The sequence below is a fragment of the Gemmatimonadota bacterium genome, from assembly GCA_026706345.1.
Lineage (GTDB): Bacteria > JAAXHH01 > JAAXHH01 > JAAXHH01 > JAAXHH01 > JAAXHH01.
In genome coordinates this window covers 1-14,255 of sequence record JAPOYX010000212.1, presented here as the reverse complement: position 1 = coordinate 14,255, position 14,255 = coordinate 1, and the positions used below count along the sequence as shown (strand labels likewise).

Sequence of the window (14,255 nt, the reverse complement as noted above, 5' to 3'; positions counted from 1 at the left end):
TACTAGATCTTGCCTTCCTTTTCCCACCGGTCGTAGAGTTCCTGCTTGTAGCGCGCGGCCCTTTCCTCGTCTTTCTTGGCCCGTGCCGCGACAAATACCAGGCCCAGGGCGGCACGCCGGCGGTCAGAATGGTTCGGGTCCGCCCGGTGGATGATCATGCTGTGATGGGCGAAAACGTCCCCGGGCCGGGCGCGCATGGCTACTTCCAGTTCCGAGTCCTCGGCGGAGTAATCCGATACGCCCTGTGAAAACCCGAGTACGTTGGATGCGCGGTGGGGTCTCATGCCCCGCCTGTGCGACCCCCGCACGTAACGCATGCAGCCGTTTTCCTCGTCGATGTCATCCAGTGCGATCCACAAAGTCACGGCCTCGTTGGGTTCCAGCATGAAGTAGAATCCGTCCTGGTGCGGGGGCGTTACCGCGCCCACCCTGGCCGGTTTGTTGAACCACTGGGGGTTGCTGGGAACCACATCGTCCGCAAGCAGGTGTTTTGACAGTTCGGTAAAGCGGTCGGATTTAAAAAACGCCTCGAAGTACGGATCCAGGGTGGCCATGTTCTGCAGCCGCTTGATCGAAGCAGGATCGTCCCTGTCCTCGTAGAAGGCTGTCGTATCCGGCGCCTGCGGCAACACTTCGTCGATGAAGCGCTGGATCTCGCCGTTGATTTCGGCCGCTTCTTCCGATGACAGGAAGCCTTTCAAGTACACGAAACCGTCTCGGTCGAAATCTTCTTTGATATGTCCGTTTAATTCCATGAACGCGTACTCCTCTTTAGTAGCAATATCGGCACAGCGAACTATGGCTCAATATACAGCCAGCGCGCTCGTTTTCAAAGTATCGCAGGCGCTTTCGAAGTACCGCACGCGCTTTCGATGGGCTGCCAGCTACAGGGTTACTCCACTACGCAGGTGGAATGCGGGAAATATAGAAGCGCTCGATATATATTTCAACCTCGACCTAAAACGTAACGGCCAGACCGTTCTCCAGCACGGTATCCAGCCTGTTGACCCCTTCCGGCGGGCGGCTGTCGTAACGCATGACGTAGGTCAGGGCCAGCACGAGCGGTCCGGCCAGGTCGATCTCGATGTTGACTTCACCGAGTATGCGGGTGTCGCCGATCGCATTCCACAGGGGTTGGAAATAGACCGTGCACGTGGATACCATCCGGTCGTTGACGGTGATTCGGGATGAAAGGTAGTGGCTCCACCGGACAACGGTCGACCTGCCGGGGTGCGCATCGCCCTCCGACAGATCGCCCAGGCGTTCGTGCTCCAGGAACGCGGAAGCGCCTTTCCACAGCTGGAAAGCCTCGGACTCGACCAGGTGGAATCGCAGTCCTCCGCCGGCCAGTGCGCGGGCGTCGAGCCGATAGGTCGTATCATAGTTGTACTGCGTGAACGCTTCGAGGCCGATCCGTCCATGCAGCGGATAGTGCTGCCGCAGGTGAATCAGCCCTTCATCGGCAAACCGTTCTCCCTGCTCCCAGCCGAAGTCGTTTCGGGCCAGGATGAACGTGTTCACATTCGGGTGATTGAAGTCCAATCGCCCTTCCAATCCGATTTCCTTGAGATCCGTGTTGCCCGTATGCATCTCCAGGTTCAGGGCCAGGGCGCCGGAGAAACCCGTGGAGCCGGCGTCCCGGCGCAGTGCTTCGATGTTGACCTGGGCCGCTGCCTGTCCCGCTGTTAGAATCAGGGCCAGGGATACCAGCAGTCTGAAGCGGATCAATTCAAGTCTCCTGAAACGGATCGAAATACATAGTTCTTGCCATACCGATACGCGGCGGTTTTCATTGTCGTAATATACCTCAACCCTTACCGGCAATGAAATGTTATGTAGCCCGTGGAAAGGTGTATCATGTCCGGCATACGAGTTGGCCTGATCGGTTACGGCGGCTGGACCCGGCTGGCGTTCGTGCCCGCCCTCCGGCAGCACGACGGGGTGCGGATCGTATCCGCCGCGGCGTTCAGCAGGGATTCTCAGGATCGTATTCGCGAGGAACTGGGTCCGGATGTACAGGTTTACGGCGGCTTCGAGGCGTTGTTGGACGGTCCCGAGGTCGACGCCGTCATGATGGCCATACCCGACTCCATTCACGAAGCGGCCATGAACGCGGTCCTCGACGCCGGCGTCGCCGCCTATTACGAACCTCCGCTCGCCGGCAGTCCCGACGGCATCCGAAAGATGCTGAGACGGCTGGTCGAAGCCGACCAGGTCACCCATAGTGATCTCGAGATCGGCTTCGCCACCGTCGTGCACCGCGCCGCCGACCTGGTTCGGCAGGGTGTGATCGGAGCGCTGCAGGCGGTTCACCTGAAACTACGGAGCGACTGGGCCGGGTTCGGCGGCCCCGACCTGTGCCTTGTCCATCACCTTGGACCCTGGTACGTGGACGGCCTGAACAGCATTCTGGGCCGGTCGCCCGAACGCGTGCTCGTCATGGACGGTCATGGACAGGCCGGCCGGCGCCAGTTCCACAGCCTGGCTCATTTCGATTACGGGGAACTATGGGGTACGCTGCATCTGAACATCAACTCGGTCGACAAGCTGGAGACCACGATCGAGGTCACGGGCGACGAAGGCGACTTGACCGTTGACTACTTCCGGAATACGATACATCTGCGCAGGCAGTCCCATTCCGAAAGTGAAGTGATCCGCGTCGAGCCTGCGATGCCGGTGGTGGGCGGCTGGCCCGGCGAGGCGGAAAGCGTCGCCGAGTTCCTGAACGCGGTCGAGAAGGGCACGCCGAACCGTACCGACGGTCAGATGGCTGCACAGCTCTATCTCACGGGACTGGCTATTGAACGGTCGAGGGATTCCGGCGGCTGGGTGGAGATCGAAGACGCGGCCGGACTGGAGTTGTAATCTGGAATCGTAATCTAGAAACAGGAGGCAGGCATGAGGGGTGTGAGAATCGATCCGGAACGGCGAGAAACGCGGCTGTTCAAGCGATACGTACCGCTCGCGGGCGCCCGTGTCCTCGACATCGGCTGTGGAGACGGCCGGCTGTCGAGCAGGATCAGGGGATGGATACACTCGATCGTCGGGGTCGACCTTGCCGGGCAGGACGTGCGCCACGCCCATGCCCGGAAGCGGCTGAATGATATCGCCCGGTTCGCCGTTGCCGATGCGTCCCGCCTGCCGTTTCAGGACCGCAGTTTCGACCTCGCCCTGTTCTCATGTTCTTTGTGATGAGTGCAACAAGAGGGCATGGGGCATGCCCTTTACGAAGCCTGTCGCGTAGTGAAACCCGGTGGCTGTGTCGTCGATATACGTCCGTACTTCCCGGCAAGCCTGGGGAACCGGCGCCGAGCGAGACAGCAGGTGTACTGCCTGGTAGAGGGTGAAGTAACCCTGGCGGCTACGCTGGCCCGTGACTACGTCGATTTTCATTTCGCGGACCGGGTCGTGGCGGAGGCCGTCAGAGATGGCAACCTGGTCGCTGTCTTTCATACGGATTTCGTTTTCCGGTACTATATCGAAAGCCTGGAGTTGTTCGACGAGTGCAGGGCAATGTGGTGGGACAAGGCGCGCATTCCCGTCGCGGACAGGCGGCGGCTGGAGCGGATCATACGTCGCCATCCCGCGGCAACCATCAGGGTCGATACGCCGGTCCAACTCCGCGTACTGACAAGGCGTAGTCGATAAGGTCTAATCCAATTGAAGGGAGATTCCAGCCATGGTCCAGCCGACCTCGCTGAAAGAACGCATCCGCAACGGCGAAATCGTAAACGGCGTTGGCGTATCCATGGAGTCCGGCAGGGAGGACCTGGAGCGGGTTCTTCAGCAGGGCAGGGTCGATTTCTTCAATGTCGATTGCCAGCACGGCCCCCAGAGTGAGGATCGTATCGTTTCCTTCTGCGCATCCGCCGAAGCACTGGGCGTGCCGGTGGTCCTGCGCATAAAACACACCCGGCACACCTACCTGATTGGCAATTACCTGGATCTGGGCCCTGCGGGAATCCTCGTTCCCGAGGTCAAGGAGGAAGCTACCGTGCGGGAAGCGGTCCACTTCTTTTACTACCCGCAGTTCGGAGGAAGAAGCTGGGGCGGAAGCGCGCGCCACGGCATCGAGGACCGTTCCGATCGCCTCGAATACGCGGCCTGGTGGAATGCGACCGGCGTGCTGTGGCTTCAGCTCGAGTCGGTCGAAGCCGTCATCAACTGCCGGAAACTGGCCCTGGACGGCGTGGACGTCCTCACCTTCGGTCCCAACGACCTGATGTTCGACATTGAACGATACCACCGTCCGCCCTTCCGGACCGTGGAGGACTGCGTCCGCCACGTCGCCCGCGAAATGGAGGGCACGCCGGTCGCCGTCAGCCTGGCGCTCCTGGATCCATCGGAACGGGAGAAGTATGTCGACATGGGACTGACCGTGCTGCAGACGCCCATGGTGGTCTGATCCGGTGATAGACTGCCGCTAATCGCAACCACAACCACAATCGCCTCAGATTGAGCTCCGTAAGTAAAACCAAAGGAATACTCGATGAATCGACCGCCGGAAGCATACATCCATGTGGATGAAACGTCCCTGCTGACTTTTACGACGGCCTGTTTCGAAAAGGTCGGTCTGTCCAACCACCATGCCTCGATCATCAGCCGCCTGCTGGTGAACTCCGACCTTCGGGGCGTTCGCAGCCACGGCGTTCGGGCGGCTTCGGGCTATACGCGCGGTTTCGCGGAGGGACACTTCAACCCCCGTCCCGATGTGCGGATCATTGGCGAATCGCCCACTTCCGTCATCGTGGACGGTGACGGCACACTCGGTTACTGGCCCATGGTCGAAGCGACGGAAAAGGCCATCGCCAAAGCCCGTGAAACCGGGCTGGGAATGGGACTGGCCCGTCACATCGGGCATTACGGGTCGGCAGGCCATTACACCCGCATGTGCATGGAGTCGGGCTGCATCGGATTCTCGGTCCAGGGATACCGCAACATGGGCGACGCCTGCGGCCAGGACTCGAAACCCCAGATCGGCTATTTCGGCAATCCCCCGCTGTGTTTCGGAATACCGGCGGGCGGCGAACCGCCCATCGTGCAGGACGTGGCCACGCGTATCCTGGCCGACTACCAGCATTCGCCTGAATTCGACGATCTCCTGTCCCGCATACCGGCCGCCTTCTTCAAGAGCATAGGATACGGAGCGGTCGCCACGGTAATGGGATGCGCGCTGGCCGGCGCCGCGCTGCCGGAGGCCGATGAAGTGGAGGCGCGTTGGCAGGGCGCAAACCACGGCGGCATGGTCTTGGCCGTACACATCGAAACCGTGATTCCCGAAGGCGATTTTCAAAAGGAAGTCGATCGATTCGTACGGGACGTAAGAGAAACCTATGAGCCCATGCCTGGATACGACGAGGCGTTGTTGCCCGGGGCCATAGAAGAAAGACGCATGGCCCTGCACAGGGAGCAGGGTATCCGGTTCGGCGAGATCGAACAGCGTACCGTACGGGAAATGGGTGAGCGTCTGCAAGTGCCACTGCCGTTTTAGGGCGAGCGTCTGCAAGTGCCACTGCCGTTTTAGGGCGAGCGTCTGGATGTGCCGCTGCCGTTTTAACGCATCAGAAAAAGAAGGAATCAGAAAAAAGGAGAATCCCGTGGCAAAGTACCGGGCAGGCCTCATCGGACTGGGCTGGATGGGGATGCTTTATGATCTCGCGGAAAGGACGGGCGTGTGGGACGTGGATGACATCGATCGTCCTACGCCGGAACTGAATATCCACCGGCGTTTCCTTTACCACGAAAACCCCGGCACGGAGGGCCTGCCGTCCTCCTACGCGGAAGCTCTTACGGACCGTCCCGAGGTCGCGCTGATTGCCGCGGCGGACCGCGACGTGAAAAGGTTGCGCGCCTTCAGGGAACGGTACGGCGTTGCCGCCCTCTATGACGATGCCGGCGACATGCTCGCCATCGAACGGCCGGATATCGTATCCGTCGCGACGAACACCAAACATCGCGCCGATCTCACGCGTCTCGCCGTACATCATGGCGCAAAGGGGATTTTCACCGAAAAACCCATGGCCCATACCCTCGAGGAAGCGGACCGGATGGTACGGACCTGCGAGGAGGCCGGAGTGCCCCTGAGTTGCGGCGCGATCACCACCACCCACCCGTCCTTCGGTCGCGCCGCTCAACTCATACGCGATGGCGCGATCGGCGACCTGGTGTCCATCGAGGGCCATGGTCCCTTCGCGCAGCATCAGAACTGGTCCTATTTCCTGGACAGCCCGCCCGCCTGGGTGATCGGGACGGGAGACCAACCGCGCCGCGAGTCGGGCAGCGACGAGTTCACGGGGCAGGGCATGGTGGTAACCGAAAGCGGCCTGGTGGTGCATTTCCGCAAAGGCGCGCCGGGCGTGCGGCTCCAGGGAAACAAGGGCGAGATGGTCTTCGATTTTCTTTCGGCGTGGCAGCGATGGGAGGTCATGGAGGTGGAGGGGCGCCCCTACCGGGTCGAGTTGCCCTGGCCGGGTCCACAGTTCGTACCACCCTACGGTGGGGTGTATTCGCTGAACGACGTGATGGACTGTCTGGAGGGAAGGCTGGACGAACCCAAGAACTCGGGCCGCAGGGTCGCGATGGCTCTGGAGGTGGAAATCGCCCTGAAACTCTCCTCGGCAAAGGGCGGCGTGCGCGTCGACCTGCCCCTGGAAGACCGTTCGCTGGGTCTGAACTACGACTGGTTCAGATAGGAGGATTTCAGTCGGCCGGACCTATCGGATTAGACGTTCGACGAGTGCGGATCCGATTCGACGCGTCCAGGCCAAATATGGCGAGTCCACGCCTAGCTCGACGCGTCCAGGCTAAATATGGCGAGTCCACGCCTAGCTCGACGCGTCCAACCCTTCGCGCTGCACCCTGCGTATCCCCGACGTCAGGCGATCCAGGTCCTCGTCCGAATTGAATACGTGGGTAGAAACGCGGGTGCTTTCCGCCGCGAATTCGAGCGGGGAGACCAGCACTTTTTCATGCTGCTGCAGGCTCTCCGACAGGGGCCCCGCCTCCAGGCCGGGAACGTGGAAGGTGACGATTCCGGACGACTCGTCGTAGGACGGCGGCGTTTCCAGCACCAGTCCCGGAGTCTCGAGCAATGCGGCCTTCATCCGGTCCGTGTACGCCGCTATACCGCCGAATACAGCCTCCCACCCGAGCCCTTCCCATATATCCAGGGCCTTGCCGAAGCCGGCCTGGTCCGGCACGCTCCGCGTGGCGAACTCGAAACGCCGGGCTTCGTCATGCAGGTCCATATGGCCTTCCTGGTCGAAGGACTTCTGCGAATGGGACCCGATCCAGCTCGGCTTGAGCCACTCGATCCGGTCCTTTCGGACGAACAGTCCCCCGGTACCCTGCGGCGCCATGGTGTACTTGTGGCCGCAGAAGCTGTAGAAGTCGCAGTCCAGCGCCCGCACGTCGATTGGTATGGCCCCGAAGGACTGCGCGCCGTCGTAGAGGACGGGTGTGTCTTTCTCGTGGGCCAGGTCGCAGATTTCGCGGCCAGGCAGGCGCAGGCCGGTGCGTCTGGAGACGTGGCTGACGCTGACCAGCCGCGTGCGGTCGTCGATCAGATGGTCCATTTCCTCAAGCGTTCTGCCGAGGTCGTTGTACATCGGCGCGAACCGGAGTTCCACGTCGTACCGCCCGGTCAGATTGTACCAGGTCAGCCGGTTGCCCGGGTGCTCGTGGGTGGTGAGCAGTACGTTGTCGCCCAGTTTCCAGTCGATGCCGTTGGCCACGATGTTGATGCCGATCGTGGTGTTTTCCGTCATGACGATCTCTTCGGGCGTGGCGTTGATCGTACGGGCGACCCTGCCCCGGATATCCTGCTTCAATTCCTCGATGCGCTGTGCGACAAATGGGAGGGCCGGGCCGCGGCTCTGGAACTTCAGCCAGTGGACGACTTCATCGACGACGGGGTTCAGTTTGGGAGAAAAGCCGCTGGTCTGGAAATACGCGTATCCGTCCATATCGGGCAGCATGGCCCGTACGTCTGCGGTCAATGACATCGGACAGGGTTCCTTGTGGTGTCTGGTTTGAAGGTTGTGATGCGATCTTACCCTGGATTGGATGGTGAATGGACATCGTTGCGTCCATCCCCAACCGTCGTGAAATGGTATCGCGGCCCGAGGGGCCTGTCAATTGATTTGGACTTGACGTCGACGTCCGGGTCGTTAATTTGCTCGCACTTCCTCGTACCATGGCGATCCATGGCAGAACATTCCAAAAACCGGAGTACCCAACGTGTTCAGACTCGACGGTCACCGCATCGGCGATGCATGGTATTATGCCGACGACGAAACGGTCCACGCCTGGTTTCTCGCCATGCCCCTGGACCAGAAAACCGGATGGAGAATCGACCACTGCGTTTCGCACGACTTGGAGCATTGGGAATACGCGGGTATAGCACTTGAACCTGGACCGCCGGACGCGTGGGACGGCAAGTCGCTGGCGACCGGCAGCGTCATCCGGCGTGACGGGCGGTACTGGATGGCCTACACGGGCCACAAGAACGAAGCCGCCTTCGTCCAGCGCGCGGGCATGGCGGTGTCGGACGACCTGATCAATTGGCGTAAACTCCCCGAAAACCCCACGTCGGTGGCCGATCCCGCGTTCTACGAGATCGAATCGACCGGCCAGCGGCAGCTCACGCATTGGCGTGATCCTTTTCTCCTGGACAACGGCGACCGGGTGCTCCAGTACGTCTGCGCCCGGCGCACCGAGGGGGATGTGGCGGAACGGGGCAGCATCGGTATCGCCCAGTCGACCGATATGGTCCACTGGGAGGCTCTCCCGCCGCCGGAACACGACCGGATGACCGAAGAAATGGAGGTACCCCAGGTATACTTCATCGAAGGCCGCTGGTACCTCGTTTTCTGTACCCATGACTTCTGGCTGGCGCCTTCGTTCAGAGACCGGTTTCCCGGTCATCCGTTCAGAAGCACCGACTATGCCATGGTGGGCGATTCGCCGCTGGGTCCGTTCCGGATCCACGGCACGGGGGAGATCATGCCGGAAGCGCCGCCTGGCCGCTTTTACGCCAGCCAATTGGTCGAGCTGCACGGCCGGTGGTACCTGCTGGGCACCGTGGGGCTTGACGCGGAAAGCGGCATTTCGGACCCGCTTCCGTTCGAGGCGGACGAGACGGGTATGCACGCGGCAAGAGGATGATGCGAGGATTCACGCGCCAGGAGGACGAGACGGGTATTCACGTAAAGAGCGGTTGAAGCTGAAGAGCGGCTGATGCGGGGAGTCGGAAGATGGCCCATGATGTAGCCGGACTGGGATGCGCATGCCTGGATTTCCTGGGTATCGTGCCCCACCTGCCGGACCGGGACGACCAGGTCTGGATGAGTGACTCGACCCAGCAGGGGGGCGGGATGGTCTCCACCGGCCTGGTCACGCTTTCCAGGCTGGGTGTGCCCACCGTCTTTGCGGGCAAAATCGGCAACGACATGGCGGGCCGGGTCGTGAAAGAGGAATTCGACCTGTACGGGGTCGACTCGGCGCATCTGATCATGACACCGGGCGCCACAACCCCCGTCAGCATGATCCTCGTCGATGAGTCGACCGGCCAGCGGACCATCATGGCCGGCGGGTCGTCCGTCGAAATGTCTCCCGCGGAAGTGCCCGCTGGCGTGATCGCCTCAGCGAAGTACCTTCTGCTCGACACCACCACCCGCCAAGCCGCACTGGCCGCCGCGGGGATCGCGCGCGACGCGGGCGTGCCCGTGGTCCTGGACGCCGACAGCCTGTCCCGCCCGCAGGACATCGGGGAACTGCTGCGGTCGACGGACTACCTGATCGCCTCCAAGGTGTTCGCCGAAGCGTTGACCGGACTTGCCGAGCCATCGGCGGCCGCGGAGGCCCTTTCGGGTTACGGATCGTCCGTCGCAGTCGTAACTCTAGGAGAAGAAGGCAGTTACACGCTCGCGGCCGGCCGATCGTTCCACACGCCGGCTTTCCCCGTGGAAGTCGTCGATACCACGGGCGCGGGCGATGTATACCACGGCGCCTTCATCTTCGGCCTGCTGCAAAAATGGCCGCTGGAAAAGACCGCCGAATTCGCCTCGGCCGTCGCCGCCGTGAGCTGCACGCGGCTCGGCGGGCGGCAGGGCATCCCCACCCTCGATGAAGCGATATCCTTCCTGCAGGATCGTAAGACGGAACACTTCTGAGGAGTAGGCGAGCGAGCAGGACCGCTCGGTGTAGCCTCGATTATAATCCCGCTTACGGCTTTCGCAGTGCATACAGGATGAAATTCGGCACGCGGTATTCGTCGTCAAACGTGGGGTGCGCGGCGAGTTGCGCCGCAGAGGGCGTAGGCTCCTGCAACCCTTCCAGGACGAAACCGGATTCGAGGAAAGCAGTGATGTAGCTGGACAGGGTGCATGCTCGTGAAAGCCTTCCCCGTCCAGCTGATCTCTTCGAGGCGGGGTCCTTCGTCCGTATAGTCGTCCACCGCGTAGAAGAGTTTCCGGTTGCCCTGCCGGATCCAGCCATTGGTCTTCGCCATGCGCATCGGGTGAATGTTGCAGACGATGAATCGGCCGGCGGGTCGCAGCACGCGTAAAGCGGACCGTATGGCCTCCCGGTAATTGCACAGATCGACCATGACGATGTAAGAAACGGCAAGGTCGAAACACTCGTCTTCGACGCCGGCGAGGTCGTGGGCGTTGCCGACCAGATAGGTTCCCGCCCCCTCAGACACCGCCCGCGCTCGCTCCACCAGGCTTTCGGTCAGGTCTATGCCGGTGACCTCCGCGCCGAGACCGGCCAGCAGGCGGCAGAATCGTCCCTCGTCGCATCCAATGTCCAGTACGCGCCGCCCCTCGACATCGCCCAGGGCCCGGAGCATCCAGGCGTCCAGGCACCCCGTGCGGACCGACTGCTCTTTCTGAATCCACGTCTCGGTGTTTTCAATCCACTGATCACGAAGGAGCTTTTCTAGTTCGTGATCGTTTGCTGACTCGGATGCGGAGGAGCTTTCAGCCCGGTGATCGGACGGCATCGTCGGGTCACCTTTCGTCGGGTCGCCTTTGGGGATGCAGGACCGGGATTCCAATAGGTCTGGACTTCAGTACGTTTAGAGCGGACGAAGCGTTACTGCAGAATGTCCTTCAACACCTCGATCAAGCGATCGATTTCCGCCGGGGTGTTGTAGAAATGCGTGGATACCCGGACCAGATCATGATAGCGTCTGTAGTCCCGGCTCACGATGATTCCGGCCTTTCCACGGAGTATTCCCTGCAGGAGTCCGGTGTCCCATCCCTCCACCCCGAATGAGGTAATCCCGGGACTCGACAGCCCAGGGTCCGTGGAAGTTCCCAGGCTGATCCCGGGCATCTCCATGAGCTGTTCCTTCAGATAGTCGGACAACATGCGGTCGCGGGCGAAAATCGCGTCCATTCCAATGGTGGTCAGAAAGTCCAACGCGGGCTTTATCGCGGCCCGGATGGGTCTTTCGTACGTGCCGTGAGGGCCGATGTGCCAGAGCGCCTGTTCCCGGTCGTCCCACGGGCCGTTACCGTCCGACCTCGGCCAGAAGGTCTCCTGGAATCCTTCCCGGACGTACAGACATCCGGTGCCGGATGGGGTCAGCGCCCACTTGTGGAGGCTGGTGGCGAAGAGATCGCACCCCATCTCATGCAGGTCGACGGGGGTCATCCCGGGCGTCTGGGCGCCGTCTACCGCCGACACCAAGCCCTTCTCGCGGGCCATGTCGCACAGTTCTTTGACGGGGTAGAGCAGGCCGGGACCACGGGTGACATGGCAGAAGAAAACCACTTTCGTTTTTGGCGTAAGCGCCTGTTCGAACAGGTCCAACACTTCCTGTATGGTCCCCGGCGGACTGGGTATCTGGACCTGGTTGACCTGTATGCCGAACCGCCGGGCACGCCGCGTCCACGGCTGGACGCCCGCGATGTGCTCATCCGTGGTCATGAGCATTTCGTCCCCGGGCTCCATGCGGATCCCATTGGCGATGATGCTCAGCCCTTGCGTAGCGTTCCGGGTCAGCGCGATTCTTTCTCGTCCGCCCCCAGAAACCGGGCGGCCATCTTCCGGCTTTCCTCCACTTCGTCCCAGAGTTGATACCTTCCCTCGCTGCCGGTTTCCGCGAGATACACGTACCCGTCATAGACCGCCTGCGTGACCGGTTTAGGACACAGTCCGAGGGTTCCGTTGTTCAGATATATGGTATCGGGGTTCAGATGAAACTGCGCGCGGACCTTCTCCCAGTAGGATTCGTCGTCGATCCTGGCGGGCGGACCGGGCGGACCGGGAGGAGGCGCTTCTTTTTCCTGCGCGAACGCCGCCGTCGCGTCCCACATCGAGGTCGCCGCGACACCGGCCGCCGCCGCGAGACTCCCCTTGAGAAACCGGCGCCGGCTTCCTGGTTCAACCCGCGCTGCACCGTCCGATTCTGCGCGGTTCAAAGGCGCTTCGTCTGCAGGGCCTTTATCGCGATTCATGCGGTTACTCCTGTACTTCTTCGTAGAGGGATTCGATTTCCCGGTGGCTCAGCGGGCGGTTATACAGTCTGACGTCGTCCAGGTCCAGGCGCGTCAGGCCATACCCACTCCCATAGGAAGCGAACGTCAGCCACATAAGTTCCAGCTCAATGTATCGGTAGGGGGCCGGCGTCACCTGTTCCACGGAAAGTACACCGTTGACGTAGATTTTCTGATCCATGAGTCCGTCGGCCCGGGTATTCAGGGTCGCTGCCACGAACGTCCACGCGTCGGGTGCGGTCTTCGATTCGGTCATCACTTCCCATTGCGTCGCCACGTCGTCCACGCGGAATCCGATCCTGCCCTCCTGTATCGACACGGAATAGGGGTCCTGTCCCCAGGCGCCGTCGCCGTACCAGAGTACCTGGCGGTAGTCTCTTTCTGCGTCGAACCCCCTTATCCAGCACGTAATGGTCAGGTAGTGGAGGAGGCCGAGCGACGGGTCTTTGACCACCGCCCAGTCGTCGCTGCCATCGAATCGAAGCGCCCCGCCCCTTCGACCTTCTATAGCTTCCGGCTGTCCCATCACGATAGCCTTCAATCCGCTGCCCGACGTGTCGCGCATTTCGGCGGTCTCCATGGGCCAGTGGGCGACGAGGGCGTCTTCGAGCGATGACTCCGGCGGATCCGGCACTTCGAGTCCGGGCAGGGGCGGAGGCTGCCATCCGTTCTCCCGGGTCAGGGTCAGGATGGCCTCCGGAGAGAGCGTTTCCGTGTAGATACGCACGTCGTCGATCACGCCCTTGAAATAGAAACTCGGTTCGCCCGACCCCTTGCGTCCGACGTAAACGGGTTCTTCCGGGTGCGGCGGAAAGGGTGCTTCGACTTGATCATGAAGTTCACCGTCCATGTACAGCCGGTGCGCCTTCCCGTCGTGGGTAGCGGCCAGGTGCCGCCAGACGGAGGTCCCGGCAGGACGGGTAATCAGGGGGTCGCGGCCGCGGCCCATGATGTGCCACGTGGGCAGAGGGCCGAATGCGCTGAGCTGAAAGACCCGTCTTTCGCTGGCGCCGCCGTTGTCCTGCGTGATGACTCCGTTGGTCCAGTATCGGGAGAACGCGTCGTCGTCGTATTTTACCCAGACCGAGAGCGTAAACGCTTCGGCGGAAAGCTGCGGCGGAGGCGCGACGCGGATATAGTCGTTCTCGCCGTCGAAGGCAAAGGCCGCGTTCGGCCGCCCGAACCGGTCGTCCGCGGGTACCGGACCGAAGAGCTCACCGTGATGTCCGCCGCCGCTCGTATCCCGGGCGTCGCCGTCGAACAGCAGTTCGAGTACCAGGTTGGACCGGTCGACTGTCGGCGATTGGCCCGCGGTTACACCCGGATTCGCCAGGAAAAGGGAAAAAGCGGTCAGCAGAAACACAACGCGACTGGTCATTCGGTGGTTCCTTCCAGGCCGGCTCGACCGGCGAAATCCGATACGATGGCTCCGCTACAGACACACGGGCGGGGATGCACGGCACAGGGAAACGCAATTTGCAAGGTTGCGTCAAGGCGCCTTAGGAGCGGTCCATGATCCGCTTGACGGTGTGTGGGTTTGGGCATATCTTCCTGTCGATCCATTAAACAAAACGGGAGCGTAAATGCAGTCCGTTCAATAAAATAGCCTGCCGTTCGAGTCGACAGGTCTGGCTCCGGATCCAGGTCCGGAAGCGTACCACGAAGCCTGGTTATTGTCACTACTTTTACAAAAGTCCATCCCATAACATTCATTCTTAAACGGAATGACAGGATCCCATTCATGCCCAC

General features: G+C 61.4%; 15 protein-coding genes. 8 read left to right on the top strand and 7 right to left on the bottom strand.

The window, feature by feature from the left end; genetic code table 11:
* Positions 1-2: 2 nt before the first annotated feature.
* The gene (locus tag OXG98_14545) at positions 3-755 is read right to left on the bottom strand and encodes a phytanoyl-CoA dioxygenase family protein (protein ID MCY3773221.1); all 753 of its coding nucleotides are present in this window, start codon (positions 753-755) and stop codon (positions 3-5) included.
* A gap of 202 nt (positions 756-957) precedes the next feature.
* On the bottom strand, positions 958-1,728 hold the full coding sequence (locus OXG98_14540) for a DUF481 domain-containing protein (protein ID MCY3773220.1): 771 nt from the start codon (positions 1,726-1,728) through the stop codon (positions 958-960).
* 129 nt (positions 1,729-1,857) lie between these two features.
* Between OXG98_14540 and OXG98_14535 the strand changes: the two genes are divergently transcribed.
* The 6 genes from OXG98_14535 (at position 1,858) to OXG98_14510 (ending at position 6,692) form a co-directional block, all read left to right on the top strand.
* Positions 1,858-2,865, top strand: coding sequence for a Gfo/Idh/MocA family oxidoreductase (locus tag OXG98_14535; GenBank protein MCY3773219.1), 1,008 nt, complete (start codon positions 1,858-1,860; stop codon positions 2,863-2,865).
* Between the two features lie 33 nt (positions 2,866-2,898).
* Positions 2,899-3,192, top strand: coding sequence for a class I SAM-dependent methyltransferase (locus OXG98_14530; protein MCY3773218.1), 294 nt, complete (start codon positions 2,899-2,901; stop codon positions 3,190-3,192).
* An 18-nt stretch (positions 3,193-3,210) separates the two neighbouring features.
* Complete coding sequence (locus OXG98_14525) at positions 3,211-3,648, top strand: hypothetical protein (protein ID MCY3773217.1); 438 nt, start codon at positions 3,211-3,213, stop codon at positions 3,646-3,648.
* Positions 3,649-3,679: 31 nt separating this feature from the next.
* Complete coding sequence (locus tag OXG98_14520) at positions 3,680-4,405, top strand: aldolase/citrate lyase family protein (protein MCY3773216.1); 726 nt, start codon at positions 3,680-3,682, stop codon at positions 4,403-4,405.
* An 84-nt stretch (positions 4,406-4,489) separates the two neighbouring features.
* Positions 4,490-5,491: an Ldh family oxidoreductase gene (locus OXG98_14515; protein MCY3773215.1), complete on the top strand. Its 1,002-nt coding sequence runs from the start codon at positions 4,490-4,492 to the stop codon at positions 5,489-5,491.
* Between the two features lie 106 nt (positions 5,492-5,597).
* On the top strand, positions 5,598-6,692 hold the full coding sequence (locus OXG98_14510; protein ID MCY3773214.1) for a Gfo/Idh/MocA family oxidoreductase: 1,095 nt from the start codon (positions 5,598-5,600) through the stop codon (positions 6,690-6,692).
* A gap of 132 nt (positions 6,693-6,824) precedes the next feature.
* Here OXG98_14510 and OXG98_14505 read toward each other — a convergent pair whose 3' ends face one another.
* Positions 6,825-8,003, bottom strand: a complete 1,179-nt coding sequence (locus OXG98_14505) for an aminotransferase class V-fold PLP-dependent enzyme (protein ID MCY3773213.1) — start codon at positions 8,001-8,003, stop codon at positions 6,825-6,827.
* 235 nt (positions 8,004-8,238) lie between these two features.
* Here OXG98_14505 and OXG98_14500 point away from each other — a divergent pair, with 235 nt between their 5' ends.
* Both OXG98_14500 and OXG98_14495 read left to right on the top strand, forming a co-directional pair.
* Positions 8,239-9,165: a hypothetical protein gene (locus OXG98_14500; protein ID MCY3773212.1), complete on the top strand. Its 927-nt coding sequence runs from the start codon at positions 8,239-8,241 to the stop codon at positions 9,163-9,165.
* 89 nt (positions 9,166-9,254) lie between these two features.
* Positions 9,255-10,172 (top strand): PfkB family carbohydrate kinase, encoded by a 918-nt coding sequence (locus OXG98_14495; protein MCY3773211.1) that lies wholly within the window; start codon positions 9,255-9,257, stop codon positions 10,170-10,172.
* 104 nt (positions 10,173-10,276) lie between these two features.
* Here the strand turns inward: OXG98_14495 and OXG98_14490 are convergent, their stop codons facing one another.
* From OXG98_14490 to OXG98_14475, 4 genes are all read right to left on the bottom strand, one after another.
* Positions 10,277-11,005: a class I SAM-dependent methyltransferase gene (locus tag OXG98_14490; GenBank protein ID MCY3773210.1), complete on the bottom strand. Its 729-nt coding sequence runs from the start codon at positions 11,003-11,005 to the stop codon at positions 10,277-10,279.
* A gap of 92 nt (positions 11,006-11,097) precedes the next feature.
* Entirely contained in the window at positions 11,098-12,012 is a 915-nt protein-coding gene (locus OXG98_14485) for an aminotransferase class V-fold PLP-dependent enzyme (protein ID MCY3773209.1), read from the bottom strand.
* Positions 12,009-12,467 carry a twin-arginine translocation signal domain-containing protein gene (locus tag OXG98_14480; GenBank protein MCY3773208.1) on the bottom strand — a complete coding sequence of 153 codons (459 nt, stop codon included), beginning with the start codon at positions 12,465-12,467 and terminating at the stop codon, positions 12,009-12,011. Before OXG98_14480 ends, OXG98_14485 begins: the two co-directional genes overlap by 4 nt.
* 4 nt (positions 12,468-12,471) lie before the next feature.
* Positions 12,472-13,884 carry a LamG domain-containing protein gene (locus OXG98_14475; protein MCY3773207.1) on the bottom strand — a complete coding sequence of 471 codons (1,413 nt, stop codon included), beginning with the start codon at positions 13,882-13,884 and terminating at the stop codon, positions 12,472-12,474.
* Positions 13,885-14,255 lie beyond the last annotated feature (371 nt).

Bases quoted from the DNA above. Each gene is read 5' to 3' on its own strand.
- OXG98_14545 (MCY3773221.1), bottom strand. From the start codon at position 755: ATGGAATTAAACGGACATATCAAAGAAGATTTCGACCGAGACGGTTTC.
- OXG98_14535 (MCY3773219.1), top strand. From the start codon at position 1,858: ATGTCCGGCATACGAGTTGGCCTGATCGGTTACGGCGGCTGGACCCGG.
- OXG98_14530 (MCY3773218.1), top strand. From the start codon at position 2,899: ATGAGGGGTGTGAGAATCGATCCGGAACGGCGAGAAACGCGGCTGTTC.
- OXG98_14525 (MCY3773217.1), top strand. From the start codon at position 3,211: ATGGGGCATGCCCTTTACGAAGCCTGTCGCGTAGTGAAACCCGGTGGC.
- OXG98_14520 (MCY3773216.1), top strand. From the start codon at position 3,680: ATGGTCCAGCCGACCTCGCTGAAAGAACGCATCCGCAACGGCGAAATC.
- OXG98_14515 (MCY3773215.1), top strand. From the start codon at position 4,490: ATGAATCGACCGCCGGAAGCATACATCCATGTGGATGAAACGTCCCTG.
- OXG98_14505 (MCY3773213.1), bottom strand. From the start codon at position 8,003: ATGTCATTGACCGCAGACGTACGGGCCATGCTGCCCGATATGGACGGA.
- OXG98_14495 (MCY3773211.1), top strand. From the start codon at position 9,255: ATGGCCCATGATGTAGCCGGACTGGGATGCGCATGCCTGGATTTCCTG.
- OXG98_14490 (MCY3773210.1), bottom strand. From the start codon at position 11,005: ATGCCGTCCGATCACCGGGCTGAAAGCTCCTCCGCATCCGAGTCAGCA.
- OXG98_14480 (MCY3773208.1), bottom strand. From the start codon at position 12,467: ATGAATCGCGATAAAGGCCCTGCAGACGAAGCGCCTTTGAACCGCGCA.
- OXG98_14475 (MCY3773207.1), bottom strand. From the start codon at position 13,884: ATGACCAGTCGCGTTGTGTTTCTGCTGACCGCTTTTTCCCTTTTCCTG.